The following is a 15,209-nucleotide window of genomic DNA, read 5'->3' as shown; positions in this document are numbered from 1 at the left end:
CTGCGCGGGAGGCGCCGCCTACTCGCCGGCGCTCACCGACTTCGTCTTCATGGTCCACAACGTCTCCCACCCCCACCCGAACCGGTTCGCGAGCACCCCCCGCCGTCTTGTACTGTTCTCCACGGAGGATTCGCCTAGTGGCCTAGGGCGCACGCTTGGAAAGCGTGTTGGGGGCAACCCCTCACGAGTTCGAATCTCGTATCCTCCGCCAGTGCCTCACCGGGCACGATGTCGAAGGGCCCCACCGTTTTGCGGTGGGGCCCTTCGCGTTCTTCGGGCGGGCGGTGGGTGTCAGTACGCCGCCGTGAAGCGTTCGCGGATGTACGTGTGGTGTTCCACGGCGTCCACGATCGCCGCCGCGTAGTCGCCCGTCGTGATGCGGCTCTCGCCGTCGGCGTCCGTGAGGGGGGTGTCGCCGGCCGCCGTGCGGTGGGTGTTCGTTCTGGGGCCCGGGGTCAGGTGGAGTGGGGGCGGGCTGGCGTAGGTCCAGGCGACGGGGGTGGTCGCCGTGCGGAGGATTGTCAGGGCTTCCGCCTGGTCGCGGGCCGTTTCGAGGTACTGCGGGGGGAAGTCCGGGGAGTCGATGAAGCGGAGGCCGGGAGCGTACTCGAGGCTGCCGCCGCCGCCGACGAAGAGCAGGCGGGGGACGCCGGCCTCGGGGAGGCCGCGCAGGAGGGCTTCGGCGGCTCGGGGGACCAGGCGGTCGGGGCCCTTCACCGCGACGATCACCGCGTCGTGGCCGTGGACGGCCCGGGTGATCGAGCGGGGGTCCGTGACGTCGACCGCCGGGCGGTGGAGGGGGGTGACCTGGTGGCCACGGGCCGAGGCTTCGCCCGCGATGATGCCGCCGAGGTGTCCCGTGGCGCCTATGACCGCGAGTCTCAGGCGGCTTCGGCGGGTCAGGAAGCCGGCGATCAGCGGGGCGATCTCGGGGAGGCTCTCCTCCAGGGCGAAGTGGCCGGTGTCGAAGAGGTGCAGTTCGGCGTCGGGGAGGTCGCGCAGGTAGGCGTGGGCGCCGGCCGGCGGGAAGATCCGGTCTCCGGTGCCCCAGAGGATCAGCGTGGGAGGGCGGTGGTCGCGCAGCCACTGCTGCCACTGGGGATAGAGGGCCACGTTGCTCTTGTAGTCGAGGGCCAGGGCCAGTTGGGCCTCCCTGCGGCCGGGCAGGTCGAGGAAGTGCTGGTCGAGCGTCCAGCCGTCGGGGGCCATCCGTTCGGTGTCGCCGGCGCCGTCCTCGTACTGGCCGCGGGTGACCGGCAGCGTGAACAGGTCGCCCAGTCGGTCGGCGGGGGCCGCGATCGTCTCCTTGGCGAGGGCGGACAGGCCCTCCTCGTACGCGTTGGCGTTCTGCACGATCAGGCCCGCGATCCGTGACGGGTTCCGGGCGGCCAGCCGCAGGCCGACGGGGCCGCCGAAGTCGAAGACGTACAGCACGAACCGGTCCAGCCCCAGCTTCTCGACGAAGCCGTCCATCACGTCCGCCAGTCCGTCGAAGGAGTACGTGAAGCCCTCCGGCGCCTCTGTGTGGCCGAAGCCCGGGTAGTCGGGGGCGATCAGGCGGAAGCGCGTGCCCAGGGCGTCCATCAGGCGGCGGAACTGGTGGGAGGCGGACGGGAAGCCGTGCAGCAGCAGGAGGGGGAGGCCGTGTGCCGGGCCGGTCTCCCGGTAGAAGACCCGCACGCCGTCGACGTCGGCGTACCGGTGGCTGAGGTGGGCGACGGTCGTCATGTCACATGCCTTTCAGGCTTGATGATGCATTAGTTTTAGCGGCCGGTCTCCTAACGTGTCAACGGCGTTGGGTAGCATTAGCATCGTGGACCTGCTGACTGGTGAACCCCTCGCGCTGGACCTGCTCAACACCCGTGCGCACACCCCGGACGGCGACATCGACGCGCTGGACGACCCCCGGGACTTCGCCGCCTGGCTCGAAGCCCAGGCCCACCGGCTCACCCCGCCGGACGGTCCCCTCGTCGCCGCCGACCTGACCGCCGTACGACGGCTGCGCGAGCACGTGGAGGACGCGGTGGAGCGGGCGCGGGAGGGGCGCCCGCCCCACATGGAGTCGATCGAGGCCGTCAACCGCGCCGTCCGCGCCGCCCCCGCCCACCGGATGCTGACGACCGGCACCGACGGCGCCCTCGTCGCCCGTCAGGTCCGCGAGGGCGCCGAACGGCCGCAACTGCTGGCGCAGCTCGCCGACGCGGCCGTCGACCTGCTGACCGACCCCGGCATCACCAAGGTCCGCCGGTGCGAGGCCCCCGACTGCCGGATGCTCTTCCTCCCCGCGCACCCCCGCCGCCGCTGGTGCTCGGCGGCACGGTGCGGCAACCGGGTCCGCGTCAGGCGCTACTACCGGCGCCACAGCGAGGGGGCGTGACGCCCGCTACACCTCGCAGAGGTCCCGCCAGCGGGGGCGCCGACGTGCACCCGCATACAACCCGTGAGTCACAGACTGCGGGCCGACACGATCTCCTGCTCCGCCTCCTCCACCGCGAACCTGCCGCTCGGGTCACCGCCCGCGCGCTCGACCGCGCCTCGTACCAGGGCCAGGTAGAACAGAGTCGGCGCACACGGTGTCCACCGCCCTTCCGGTTCGTCCGCAATGAACCCGAGCACCGACTCCGGGTTCGCGTCCACGAACTCGAACCGGTCGTGCTCCCACTTGTCGGTGACACCCCGCGTCCAGCGCAGCCGCAGCGCCGCCTCGTCGAGCCCGGGGGCTACCGCGCGGAAGAACGCGGCCCACTGGTGGTTGACCAGATCGAGCCCGAACCCGAGCAGCTCCACCCGGGTCCGGTCCCCGTCGTGCACGGCGAGCTCCTCGTAGATGGCGCGGCGCGCGACCGCGTGCAGGCTGACCGGACCGCCGTCGCCGGGCAGATCATGCTGCTGGGCCATGCCTTCGTTGGCGGAGGAGTTCCACCGGGCGCTGTTCGGCCCGGCGACCAGAGCGCTGCGCCGGGAGAACAGCATCTTGCCGTCCTTGCCGGTCTCCAGGGCCACGTTGATACCGAAGCTGCAGTTCATCCAGGAGGGCGCGTCGGCCGGGTCGCGGCCCTCCAGATACTGCTCGCGCAAGGTGCGGCCGTTCCTTTGGCGCCGGTCCAGGTTGAGCGAGGTGGTGAGGAAGTCGAAGTAGTCCGCGTCCCGCAGGGTAAGGGACACCACGGGCACCTCGGCCAGATGGGTACGGGTGACCACCACCCGCTCGACCGCGAAGCGCGCGTTGTTCCAGCGGTGCGGCAGACCGGCGGCCTCCTTGCGCTCCTCCTCCACCTCGATGGCCCGCCGCCAGCCGGCGATCTCCTCCGGGAACTCCACCCGCCGCGGCGTGTACTTGACGTGGACGTTCTCCTCGTCGATGGGCCGGGTCCCGTCGCCCTCGAAGAGATGACAGCCCGTTGCCCGGCCGACCACGGTGAATCTGTCTCGCATCGCTCGCATCGCCGACTCCACTGTCAATAAGCTGTGTTGGACAATCGGGGGGGCTGTCGATCTCATGGTACGAAACGACCCGGACCGGCCGGCGTTACTGAAGGCCGAGCGACGCGCGACATCCCTGGTGGCCACGATCGCCGTACCGGAATATCTCCATCCGGACCCGGTGGAACGGCAGCGGCTGCGCCGCCCGCAACTGAACGAGGTCCGCGACCGCTTCACCGGCACCGTGCGGGAAAGGCTGGGGTTCGGCGGGGAACTCCGGGCCGACCGGAGCGGGGCGACCCGCGGGCAGTTGTGGTCGGGGCTGGAACAGTTCCTGACCAACGGAGCCCGGCGGAAGATCCTGTACTGGACGGGGCACGGCGTCCAGCGTGGCGACGAAGGCTACTTCCTCGCCTGCGCCGACTCCTGGCAGACGGGGGAGTTCGACCCCGCCCGGGCGGTCTCCATGCTCGAACTGGTGGGTTTCCTGCTGCGGCCGGAGTACGAGGCGGACACCCTGCTGATCATCGACGCCTGTTCCTCCCGGAGCTACAACTCCCTGGGCGAGGCGGTACGGCACGCCGTGGAGCTGGAACGTGATCCCGCGGTGATCCGGGCGCACGAGAGCCGGCGCAAGGGTTTCGCCGTCATCGGTACGTCCGGGGCGGACGCGCAGGTGGCCGCGGGTCGCTGGGTGACATGGCTGGAGGCGGCGCTGGCGAAGCCTGAGTTCGTGGCGGACGACCAGGCCCGTCCGTTCGAGCCCTCCGCGCTGTATCTGCCGCTGCCGTATCTCTGCCGTGCCGTGGACGCGGAGGCGGTGGACGACGGTCTGGACGATCCGTCGCAGCGGCCGGACTGCCGGGAGGTGCGGGGGCTTCCCAACGACTTCCTCGACAACCCCTATTACCGGCAGACCGATCTGCCGTTGTACACGCCCGCCTCACTGACTCGGCGCAAGCCGTGGATCGAGGCCGAGCAGTTCGGCCTGGAGGAGGACAGCCATCTCATCCGCCACTTCGTCGGCCGCCGGGACGCGCTGAGCCGGATCGTGCGCTGGCTCGACACCCATCCGAGGGGGATGCTCGCGGTGACCGGCCGGGCGGGCACCGGAAAGACCGCGCTGCTCGGCCGGCTGGCCCTCACCTCCCTGGCGAGCTGGCGCGAAACCCGCGGACCGGACCTCGACCCCGCGACGCTGCCCCGCGCGGGAACCATTCACGCGGTGCTGAGCTGCAGCGGCCAGTCCGCCCATTCGCTGGCCGCGCAGCTGCGGGAGGTGCTGGCGGGCATCGACGGAGCGCCGCCGATGCCCGAGGAACCGGTGATGTCGGAGAAGTTCACGGATGCCTTCCGGCAGTTGGTCGCCGGGGCGGGCACGGTGAACCTGCTGTTTGACGCGCTCGACGAGGCACTCCCCGACCAGGCGTACGTGATCGCCCGGCATGTGCTCGGCCCGCTGGCGAACACCCCCGGAATCCGGGTGGTCGTCGGCACCCGGACACAGCCCCGCCGCCGTACCACCGCGACGGCGGAGGAGGAATCGCTGCTGGACGCCCTCGAACTGAGCGTCGACCCCGTGGTCCTGGACGACGACGAGGATTCGCGCGCGAGCATCACCGGCATGGTGCTGTCCGTACTGGACAGCGGGACCTCGCCGTACCGGGGCGACGCCCGTCGCGAGGACCGCGAGTGGACCGCCGAAACGATCGCCGCACAGAGCCGCGGTCTGTTCCTGGTGGCCCGGCTGGCCGCGACCGAACTCGCCCGGCGGGTCACGATGGCCTCCGAGACCGAGCTGCTGGCGTGGCTCCGCCACGGCGGCGTGGACCTGCACACCCGTCTGGCGGAGGAGACGCGCCACCTGAGCGAACAGCCGGGCGCGGAGCGCGCCCACGAGGTGCTGCGGGCGCTGGCGGTGGTCCAGGGACCCGGCCTCACCCCGGACAAGACTTGGCTGACACTCGCGAACGCCCTGCGTACGGACGGCAGCCCCGAGCTCACCGCGGAGGATCTGCGGAACGTGTGCCGTGGTGCCGACGGCGGCATCGTCGCCTCCCAGAGCGACGGCGGGGGGCAGGAGGCGAGGCGGGTCCGCCGTCAGCTGGCCCACCCCGGCTACGGTGACTTCTTTCTCTCCGGGGGCGGTTGGACCGCCCCCGAGGCCCACCGCAGGGTGCTCGACGCTCTGCGCGCCCGGGCTGGCGACTGGGGTGGGGCCGACGAGTACACCCGCGAGTATCTGGGCGCTCACGCTGCCCAGGTGGGGCCGGACGCCCTGCGAGAGCTTTTCGAGGACACGGGTTTCCTGCTGCACACGAATCCCGACGTCATGCTGCCGCTCGCGGCGGGGCTGGCCCGGGACTGCGACGGCGCGGCGTTGTACGGCAGGGTCGCGGATTCGTTCCCCCGAGTGACCGGCACTCCGTCGCAGGCCGAGAAGGAGGAGCTGCTGCTGGAGCGGAAGGCCCTGCTCAGCGCCGCCGCCTTCGTCAGCCACCGCAATGCGACGTACCGGACGCTGGACGGCTTCCTGCCCTGGCAGGAGTTCTGGACCGATGTCCCGCCGGACCCCCCGGAGTGGCGCCAGACAGCCCCGCCGGGCGGCGCGCAGGCGCTGAGCTGGCGCGCCGGGACCCGGACGGCGGGGCTGACGCACACCGGCACCCTGTCCGCCGGCGGGCTGGGCGAGGTCCAGGTCCTGCACCCGGAGTCCGGGTCCCGGCTGCTGAGCCGGCGGTTGCCCCGGACCGGCGGGGAGCGCGGACGCGCCCTCAGCGAGGTGCGTGAGGTGGGGGCCGGGTCCGGCTGGGCCACCGTCGCCCGCGACGACCAGGCGGTGTACTTCTGGCGGACCGGCACCCGGACCCCGGATCAGGCGTACCGCTGGGGCGGCACCCTGCGCGCCCTGGCGGTGGCCGAGGTCGAGGGCGAGAGCGTGGCCCTGGCGGCCGACGGGGACCGGGTGTGGGTGTGGTCCTGGAGGAGCGGCGAGCATCTGGACACACAGCTGAGGGAAGTCCTCATGGCCGACGTGCGGCAACTCGCGGCCCTCACCCTGGGCTCGCGGATGTTCGTTCTGACGGCGGGTGCCGAGCGGGTGGAGCTGTTCGAGGCGGACCGCACGCGCGCCGGGGTCGACCGGCTGCGCGCCTGCCGGGCCGATCCCGGCGTGTCCCTGGCGGCGCCCACGATGGCCGCCGCGACGCTCGCGGTCTCCGCCCGGGAGGGTTTCTTCGCCGTCGCGGACGGGACCGCCGTGTACGTGTGGCGCTGCACGGCCGTGTCCGGCCGCGACCCGGTCGTGGACCTGGTGACGGAGTACCCCTCGAACGCACGCGGCCTGGCCTTCGGGCTGTACGGCGAGGAATTGCTGATCGCCGGATACGAAGAGGTGGCCGTGCGGATCTGGTCCGTCGGATCGGACCGCGAGGCCACGCTTGTGCTGAACGCCCCCCGGGAAGGCGCCATGGCGTTCGAGCCCGGCGGCCGGGGACTGCTCGCGGTCGCCGACGGCCCGTTCATCCGGGTGGTGGACGTGGTCCCCGCGCTGGCCGCCGGGTACGGGATCCAGCGGCGGCCGAGCAACGAGCGCCCGGTGGTGGACCTGGCCGACGCGCCGGACGGGCCGCCCCTGCTGTGCCGCGCGTGGCACGACCGGGTCCGCGTCTCCCGCCCCCGACAGGGGGATCCGGCTGCTCTGCCCGCTACCGAACTCGCCCACGAGGGACGGACGGTGACAGCGGTGGCCGCCGCGCGGACGGCCGGCGGCTGGACTGTGGCCGCCGCGGCCGGGCGGATCGTACGGCTGTGGCAGCTCGACGAAGGCCTGTCGGTCGTCGTCCACCGGGATATCCGGCTCGGCGGTGACGCCGGTACACCGGCCCGCGCGCTGAGCCTCACCGGCGGACCGGACGCCGGGACGCTACGGCTGAGCGTGGCCGACGGCCGGCGGCTGGTACGGCACGAGATCCCGGCCGATGTCTCGTCCACCGGGACGGAACTGTCCGCCGTCCGTGCGGACCGCGGGTTCTGCGGGGTCGACACCAGGGTCCTGCGGGACGGTTCGTACTGGACGGCCGGTGATCTCAGCGACCAGCTGAAGGTCTGGCGCGAGGACGGACACGGCGTCGAACAGCGCGTCCTGCTCACGGCCGCCCCCTCCTGCCTCGCCCTCGGGGAGTTGTACGACGACGAGGATGACGCCTCGATTCCGCTGCTCGCCTGGGCGGAACACGACTCCGTCTACGTCAGGGACTGCTCCCCCTCGGGTGGGGACGGCGCAAGCATCCATCCTCCGGAGCGGCTGCCGGGAGATTTCCCCGACGTGACATCCCTGGTGTTCGTCGGCCCCGTGGAGCGGCCCGTCCTGCTGCTCTGCACCCCTGAGACCGTTCACCGCGCCTGGGACCTGTGGTCGAGGACCTGGTTGGAGGGACCGGCGATCCCCACTCGGGGGTACACCGTGCACGCCGTCCGTACCGCGATGGACCCGGAAGGTCTGGTGATCGCGTTGCAGGGGGAGGACCGCTGCGATCTGATCCGGCTTCCGCACACGTTCTTCGGCGCCAAACACGGGGAGAGTGCATGAAACACGATCTGGTGGTATTCGTCCCGGGGTTTCTGGGTACCCGGCTGCTCCGCGACGGCCAGGACGTGTGGGCCCGGTGCACCGAGCGGCTGCTCGCCCCGGTGGTCCCGGCGCTCACCGAGGTGACCCTCCCGCCGGGGCTGGGGGACGCACCGCCCGAGGACCCCTTCCGGCTGGACGCCGACGCGCTGCTCCAGGTCCCCGACTCCGTACCCGGGCTGATGTCCTGCATGGGCTATCCCGATCTCCGTGCCGCTCTCGGCGACCCGCTCGACGCACAGTTCGTGCCGTTCGGCTACGACTGGCGGCTGTCCCACAGGCTGGTGGCCCGGCGGCTGAAGGAACGGGTAACGCGTGAGCTTGAGCGGTGGCGTGGGGAGGTCGATGCGCATTACCCGGAACGGGAGGACGATCCGCGTGTCATTCTGGTCGGCCACTCGACGGGCGGGCTGATCGGACGGCACTACCTGGAACACGGGAACGGCCGGGAAACCGCCCGCGCCCTCGTCACCCTTGGCACGCCGCAGCAGGGACTGGTGCAGGCCGCCCGGCTGCTGGCCGGACACGCGGTTCCCGAGGGCGCGGGACCCGGCGCGGCAGCGGCAGCCCGGCTGAACGAGGCGCTGCGCGACTGGGCGCTCACCCTGCCGGCGGTCGCCGAGCTGCTGCCCGGATATCCCGCCGTACGGGTCGAAGGCAAGAGCCGCGAGCGGCAGCTCACCGACGGCCGCTACCCGGTTCCCGGGCTGCCGGGCGATGCCGTCCTCGCGGCGATTGCCTTCCGGGAGGAGTTCCGCGCGGCGTGCGACGAGCACCGACGGGCCGGCCCGCTCCCCTACACCGTGCACTGTCTCGGCAGTATCGACTTCCCGAGCCCCGAGTCGCTCGTGCTCTCCTCCGACGGGTCACGGATCACCGGCGGCCTACCCGGAAACGGGGACGGGACCGTGCCGCGCCGGTCGGCCGTCGCAGACTGGACCGGCGGGGACCCCATGCTGTGGACCGATGTCCGGAACGCAGACCTGGCGAGCGGCCACGTGCTCCGGGACGCGATGCTCGCGGTCCGCGCGGGAGACCCGCCCGCCCCTGACCTCGCCGGTGGAGAAGGCATCATCCTGCACTTCCCGCGCAACCCGGTCGCCGCCGGCCGACCGTTCGTGGTCGAGTTGCTGGGGCGTGACCTCCTGGGCCGCGATCTGCGCACCTTCATGTGGCGCTCGGGCCGGACCGACAAGCAGCCTGTCGTCTTCCGCCCGCACGGGCCGGACCGGTACCGGGCCGAACCGGAAGTCGCCCCCGGACGCTGGGTGGTCGAGGCAATGGTCGACCACCCGAAGAAGCGCGACCGGAAGGACGTGACGGTCGTGGCGGTATGAAACGGGGACTGGGATGACCCGAACCGAAGCCCCCGCCTGGCCGCGGTGCGGACACATCGACACGGGGGAACACTGCCGCGGGCGCACGGTGGGCGCGTACACGCTCTGTCTGGCGCATCTGGACGACGCCGGACGGGCCGCCCATCTGGCCTCGCTCACCCCCGGAATGGACCTCGACCACCGGGGCACGCCCTTCACCCAGAGCCTGCTCGACGAGCTCCTCGCACCGCTCAGGGATCCAGGCAGCGGGCGGGCACGGGTGGGGGACGTGTCGTTCGACGAGGCGCGGTTCACCGGTGACGCGGAGCTCGAGGGGATCGACTTCAGCGGCTTCTGCTCCTTCGCGTCAGCCGTGTTCGACGGAAACGTGTATGTCCGCGAGGTGCGGGTGGAGGGTGATTTCCGCCTCGGCGCGGCGCGGGTCGCGGGGGATGTGTGGCTCGACGACACCTACGTGGGCGGTGACGCCTGGTTCTACGGGGCAGAGGTCGAGGGCGCGGTGCATTTCAACGTCCGCGAGGTCGGCCGGAGCGCCGTGTTCAAGGACATGACGTGCGGTAACGCCTACTTCTCGGGTGTCCGCATCGCCGGCCTCGCCTCCTTCGCCGGGGCGGTCGTCGATGGGGAGGCCGCCTTCGACGGGGCGGTCTTCGAGGAGGGTGGCGACTTCGAGAAGGTCCGGATCGAAGGCCGGGCGTGTTTCGACGGTACGCGTTTCCACCGGGGCAGGACCTGCTTCGACGGAGCGATCGTCGGCGGGGACATGCTGTTCACCGAGGCTCACTTCGCGGCGGAGGCCACATTCGACGCGGCCGAGATCGGCGGTGATCTGTCGTTCGCCGGGGCCGGGTTCGAGGCAGGGGTGAGTTTCCGGCGGACGGTGTTCCGGCGCACCGCCCGGATCGGGCCCCTGGTCTGTCCGGAGACGGTGGACTTCTCCGGCGCCGTGTTCGAGGTGGCGGTCACGCTGGAGGCCGCCGCGCCGGAAGTGCGCTTCCAGCAGGCGCGCTGGGCGTCCACCGCCGCACTGCGGCTGCGGTTCGCGCGGGTCGACCTGAGCGATGCCGTGCTGGTGTCCCCGGTAACCGTCGTCGGACGGCCGCGGCGGTTCGTGTCGCCGGAGACCGGGAAGATCGCTGAACCGGACCTCATCGATGCCACGGTGCGTGTCACCTCGGTCAGGGGCGTGGACGCCGCGTTCCTGGTACTGGCGGACGTCGATCTGGCCGACTGTCTCTTCGTGGAAACGGTCCATCTGGACCAGCTGCGGCTCGAAGGCCGCTGCGGCCTGGCACAGCCGCCGGGCGGCCCCCGCTGGATACGCCGGCAGACCCTCGCCGAGGAGCACCACTGGCGGGCGACCCGGTACGGCGGCCGCTGGACGCCCGCGCCAGCGGAAGCCGAGACGCCTGACCCCGTCGTGCTCGCGCCCGTCTACCGGCAGCTCCGCAAGGCGCTCGAGGACGGCCGGAACGAGCCGGGGGCGGCCGACTTCTACTACGGCGAGATGGAGATGCGCCGCCACGCCGCGGTGTCCCGCGGTGAGCGGACACTGCTACGGCTGTACTGGGCGCTCTCCGGCTACGGTCTGCGCGCCGTACGTGCCCTGGCCTGGCTGGTGCTGGCGATGACGGCCACCGTGCTCGCCATGATGCTGTGGGGACTGCCGCAGAGCGACCCTGACCCGGTCAGCGCGGGAACCACCGACGGCCGTCACGTGACCCTGACGACGAGGAAGCCGGCGCCCGTCAATCCCGACGGACCGTACGCCGACCGGCTGTCGGGCGCGCGGTTCGAGAAATCCCTGCGGGTGGTGGCCAACTCCGTGATCTTCCGGGCCTCCGGACAGGACCTGACCACCACCGGGACGTACGTCGAGATGACCGCCCGTCTGGTTGAGCCAGCCCTGCTCGGGCTCGCCGTCCTCGCCGTGCGCAACCGCGTGAAGCGCTGACGTGCCCCGGTCGGGGCACGTCACGTGCTACGCGTCGCACAGCTCCCCCCGCGGAGGCGTCTTCGACGTGCGCAGCACCGTGTACGAGCTGACGCCGTTCGTGCCGTCCTTCGGGTACGGGACGTTGTGCCCCGGCACCGTCCAGGGTGATTCGCCAGTAGCCCGGCGTCTCGCGCGGGACCGGGGCCGTCTCGACCCAGCCGAAGCGGTTCGGGGGGACGTTGACCGTGGTTGTAGAGCACCTTGCCGACCACGCAGCCCTCCGCCGCCTTGTTGTGGTCGTTGGCCGCGTCCGTGTCGCACGCGATCCGTTCCACCTTGCGGGCACTGCGGACCCATGAGCTTGACCCTCGACCTGGTAGAGGGCCGAGAGTCCCGGACGTGGAGGACGAGATGATCGGCATCGGTGAGATGGCCCGGGCCAGCGGGCTGAGCGCGAGCACGCTGCGCTTCTACGACGGCGCGGGCGTGCTCGTACCGGCCCGGGTGGATCCGATGAGCGGCTACCGCCGGTACGGCCCCGAGCAGGTCGCCGAGGCCCGGCTGGTGGCGCGGCTGCGGCGGGCCGGGATGGCGGTCGCCGACATCCGGCTGGTGCTGGCCGGCTGGTCCGGGACGGACGCCGAGCTGGTACGGAAGCTGCTCGAGGCGCATCTGCGTCGCCTCGAGCAGCGGCTGGGGGCCGCCCGCGTCGAGTTCTCCGAGGTCCGAGCGCTTCTCGAAGACAGGGAGAATCCCATGACGCCGCCCCGCCCCACCGCCGTCCGCCTGACCGTCCCGGCACCCGAACTGGCCGCCGCCCTGGACGCCGTCCGGTTCGCCGCCAGCACCGATCCCGAGCTGCCCGTCCTCGGCGGCGTGCTGTTCGACGCCGAGGGTGACACGCTCCGTACCGTGGCCACCGACCGCTACCGGATGGCCGTCGCCCGCGCCGCCGCCGGCGGCCACGACGGGCCCCGCGCCCAGGCCGTCGTGCCGTCCCCCCTCGTCGACGCGATGCGGGCGCTGCTCACCGACGACGTCACCGTGACGCTCTCCGTGGACGGCGACCGGGTGACCCTGACGGCGGGGGAACGCGAGGTGGCCGGGCGGCTCCTCGCCCACGACTACCCCGACTACCGCCGCCTCGTCCAGCTGCCGGAGGGCACCCGCGCCACCGTCGACGTGACGGCGTTCCGTACGGAGGTGGCCCAGGGTCCCAGCCGTACCGGCGAGGCGCAGGGGCCGGGCGGGACGGCGTGCGAGCTCAGCCTGCTGCGGGTGACCGGCGACGGCACGGTGACGGTCGGCGAGGAGGGCGACGTCGCCGTCAACCGCGAGTTCCTGCTGGACGCCCTCGACGCCGGGGCGCGGGACCGGCTGGTGCTGGAGTTCGGCACCCCCACGGGGCCCGTGGCGATCCGCCGGCCCGACTCCAAGGACGCCTTCTCGCTCCTGATGCCCGTACGTCTGGAGAGCTGATCCCCCTGCGGCCGTGACGGATCCGCCGTCACGGCCGCAGCCGTGCGCGCTAGCATGAACACAGGTTCATGAACGCACATTCATGGGGAGGTAGCAATGCCGGACATCGAAGTCCGCGGGCTGACCAGGCTCTACGGCTCGCACCGGGTGGTCGACGAGGTCGGCTTCACCGCGCCGACGGGGCTGGTCACGGGGTTCCTCGGGCCGAACGGGGCGGGGAAGACAACGACGCTGCGGATGGTGCTCGGGCTCGTCAAGCCCACCGCGGGCACGGCGCTCGTCGGCGGGCGTCCGTATCAGGAGCTGCCGCATCCGCGCCGGGTCGTCGGCGCGATGCTGGAGGCCACCGGGTTCCACCCGGGGCGCAGCGGGCGGGACCATCTGCGGATCCTCGCCACCGCCGGGGGTGTCGACCGGAAGCGGGTCGACGAGGTGCTCGGGATGGTCGAGCTGGCCGACGACGCGGGGCGACGGGTCGGGGGGTACTCGCTGGGGATGCGGCAGCGGCTGGGGCTGGCCGCCGCGCTGCTCGGGGATCCGCGGGTGCTGATCCTCGACGAGCCGGCGAACGGGCTCGATCCGGCGGGGATGGCGTGGCTGCGGGGGCTGTTGCGGTCGCTCGCGGCGGAGGGGCGGTGCGTGCTCGTGTCCAGCCATGTGCTCAGTGAGATGGCGCAGACGGCGGACCACTTCGTGATCATCAGCCGGGGGCGGACGCGTTACGACGGGACGCTCGCCGGCCTCGGCGACCCGTGCGTCTCGGTACGCACCCCCGATCCGGCCGCCCTGCGCGACGCGCTGGTCGCGGCGGGGCACGAGGTGAGCGCCGGAGGGGCGGACGGGCTCGAGGTGCGGGGGACGAGCCCCGGCGAGATCGGGCGGGTGGCCGCCGGGGCCGGGATCGCGCTGTCCGGGCTGACGGAGGCCGGGACCTCCCTCGAGGAGGCGTTCCTGCGGCTGACGGAGGACCGGGTGCCGGTCCCCGCACTTCCCTGAAGTCCCCTCCGTACCGACCGAAAGGAACACCCGTGAACACCCTTCTCCGCGCCGAGCTGCTCAAGCTCCGCACCGTCCGCAGTCCCTGGCTCCTGCTGCTCGCCGCCGCCCTGTTCACCACCGCCGGGGCCATCGGCCCGGTGGTCTCCGGCGACGACTCCTCCGACCCCGCCACCTGGAGCCGGTCCGCCGCGCACGCCGGGCTGGCGGCGCTCTTCTCCCTGGTCCTCGGCATCCTCGCGGTGGCCGGCGAGCACCGTCACCGGACCGTCACCGACACGTACCTCACCACCCCGCGCCGGGGGCGGGTGATCACCGCCAAGCTCGTCGTGCAGACGGCGGCCGGGCTGGTCGTCGGCGTCGTGGCCGCGGCGACCGCCTTCGGGGTGGTCGCGCTGACCGTCGCCGTCGACGGGGGGTCGTTCGACGCCGCCGACGGGGGGCTGTGGCGGACGCTCGCGGGGAGCGTCGTGTGGAACGCCGCGTTCGCCGCGATCGGCGTCGGCGTCGGGGCGCTCGTCCGCAACCTCGCCGGGGCGATCGCCGCCGCGCTGGCGTGGATCGCGGTCGTGGAGGGCGTCGTCGCGCAGCTGACCGGCGACAGCGCGGCGCGCTGGCTGCCGCTGGCCGCGGGGCAGGCGCTGGCGCGCATGGACGACTCGGGGCTGCCGCAGCTCGGGGCGGGCGTGCTGCTGGCCGGGTACGCCGCGCTGATCGGCGTGATCGCCGTGTCCACTACGCTCGGGCGTGATGTCTCCTAGACGACCCGCGGTCCTGCGGAACGACGGAGGCGGGCAGACGCTGCGCGATCATCTGATCGCCACGGCCGCCCGCCTCATCGCCGAACGCGGAACGGCCGGCCTGACCGTACGGGACATCGCGCGCGAGGCGCGGGTCGCGGACGGGGTCCTCTACAACCACTTCAAGGCCAAGGAGGAGCTGCTCGCGCAGGCCCTGCGGGCGCATGTCCGGGCGGTGATGGAGACGGCGCCCCCGGCCCCCACGGCGGGCGAGGGCGAGATCGCCGCCAACCTCCGCGCGTACACCGACAGCGGCCTGACGGTGATCGCCCGCATCCTCCCGGCCTTCGCGGGCCTGATCGGCCAGCCGAAGGTCCTGGCCCTCTTCCACGCGGACGGCTTCCCGGAGGGCGGCGGCGTCTTCCGCACGGCCCTCGCCGACTACCTCCGCGCGGAACAGTCCCTGGGCCGCGTCTCCGCCTCCGCCAGCCCCGAGGCGGCGGCGACCATGATCATGGGCGCCTGCCACGAACTGATCCTCCCGGGCCTCTTCCAACCGGGGCCGTACCGGGCGCCGGTGATCCCGCCGGGGTTCACGGAGCGGGTCGTCACGACGGTGTTGCACGGGATCGCGCCGCGGGAGTCCTGAAGGGGACACGGACAGCTGA

10 protein-coding genes and 1 tRNA gene are annotated in these 15,209 nt (G+C 72.5%); 9 read left to right on the top strand and 2 right to left on the bottom strand.

Going from position 1 to position 15,209, the window contains the following annotated elements:
• Nucleotides 1–123 precede the first annotated feature (123 nt).
• Nucleotides 124–211: transfer RNA gene (locus SRB5_RS31860), tRNA-Ser, on the top strand.
• Between the two features lie 80 nt (nucleotides 212–291).
• Here SRB5_RS31860 and SRB5_RS37655 read toward each other — a convergent pair.
• Nucleotides 292–1,728, bottom strand: a complete 1,437-nt coding sequence (locus SRB5_RS37655; RefSeq protein WP_194293090.1) for an alpha/beta fold hydrolase — start codon at nucleotides 1,726–1,728, stop codon at nucleotides 292–294.
• An 85-nt stretch (nucleotides 1,729–1,813) separates the two neighbouring features.
• Between SRB5_RS37655 and SRB5_RS31850 the strand changes: the two genes are divergently transcribed.
• The gene (locus tag SRB5_RS31850; RefSeq protein ID WP_323378816.1) at nucleotides 1,814–2,377 is read left to right on the top strand and encodes a CGNR zinc finger domain-containing protein; all 564 of its coding nucleotides are present in this window, start codon (nucleotides 1,814–1,816) and stop codon (nucleotides 2,375–2,377) included.
• A 68-nt stretch (nucleotides 2,378–2,445) separates the two neighbouring features.
• On the opposite strand, the gene SRB5_RS31845 is transcribed toward SRB5_RS31850, so the two are convergent.
• Nucleotides 2,446–3,435: a translation initiation factor 2 gene (locus tag SRB5_RS31845; RefSeq protein WP_153456961.1), complete on the bottom strand. Its 990-nt coding sequence runs from the start codon at nucleotides 3,433–3,435 to the stop codon at nucleotides 2,446–2,448.
• 64 nt (nucleotides 3,436–3,499) lie between these two features.
• Here SRB5_RS31845 and SRB5_RS31840 point away from each other — a divergent pair, with 64 nt between their 5' ends.
• The 7 genes from SRB5_RS31840 to SRB5_RS31805 all read left to right on the top strand — a co-directional run bounded on the left by SRB5_RS31840 (nucleotide 3,500) and on the right by SRB5_RS31805 (nucleotide 15,190).
• Nucleotides 3,500–8,014: an AAA family ATPase gene (locus SRB5_RS31840; RefSeq protein WP_153456957.1), complete on the top strand. Its 4,515-nt coding sequence runs from the start codon at nucleotides 3,500–3,502 to the stop codon at nucleotides 8,012–8,014.
• Entirely contained in the window at nucleotides 8,011–9,390 is a 1,380-nt protein-coding gene (locus SRB5_RS31835; protein WP_153456956.1) for an esterase/lipase family protein, read from the top strand. The genes SRB5_RS31840 and SRB5_RS31835 overlap by 4 nt, the downstream gene beginning before the upstream one ends.
• A 13-nt stretch (nucleotides 9,391–9,403) precedes the next feature.
• Nucleotides 9,404–11,344: a pentapeptide repeat-containing protein gene (locus SRB5_RS31830; RefSeq protein ID WP_153456955.1), complete on the top strand. Its 1,941-nt coding sequence runs from the start codon at nucleotides 9,404–9,406 to the stop codon at nucleotides 11,342–11,344.
• A 393-nt stretch (nucleotides 11,345–11,737) separates the two neighbouring features.
• The gene (locus tag SRB5_RS31820) at nucleotides 11,738–12,805 is read left to right on the top strand and encodes a DNA polymerase III subunit beta family protein (protein ID WP_153456960.1); all 1,068 of its coding nucleotides are present in this window, start codon (nucleotides 11,738–11,740) and stop codon (nucleotides 12,803–12,805) included.
• 96 nt (nucleotides 12,806–12,901) lie between these two features.
• Nucleotides 12,902–13,801, top strand: a complete 900-nt coding sequence (locus SRB5_RS31815; protein WP_153456954.1) for an ABC transporter ATP-binding protein — start codon at nucleotides 12,902–12,904, stop codon at nucleotides 13,799–13,801.
• Between the two features lie 32 nt (nucleotides 13,802–13,833).
• A complete protein-coding gene (locus tag SRB5_RS31810) occupies nucleotides 13,834–14,562 on the top strand; it encodes an ABC transporter permease subunit (protein WP_194293089.1) in 729 nt (242 codons plus the stop codon).
• A complete protein-coding gene (locus SRB5_RS31805) occupies nucleotides 14,552–15,190 on the top strand; it encodes a TetR/AcrR family transcriptional regulator (RefSeq protein ID WP_153456952.1) in 639 nt (212 codons plus the stop codon). Before SRB5_RS31810 ends, SRB5_RS31805 begins: the two co-directional genes overlap by 11 nt.
• Nucleotides 15,191–15,209 lie beyond the last annotated feature (19 nt).

It is taken from the genome of Streptomyces smaragdinus (assembly GCF_009604385.1).
GTDB lineage: Bacteria > Actinomycetota > Actinomycetes > Streptomycetales > Streptomycetaceae > Streptomyces > Streptomyces smaragdinus.
This window is presented reverse-complemented; position numbering and strand designations above follow the sequence as displayed.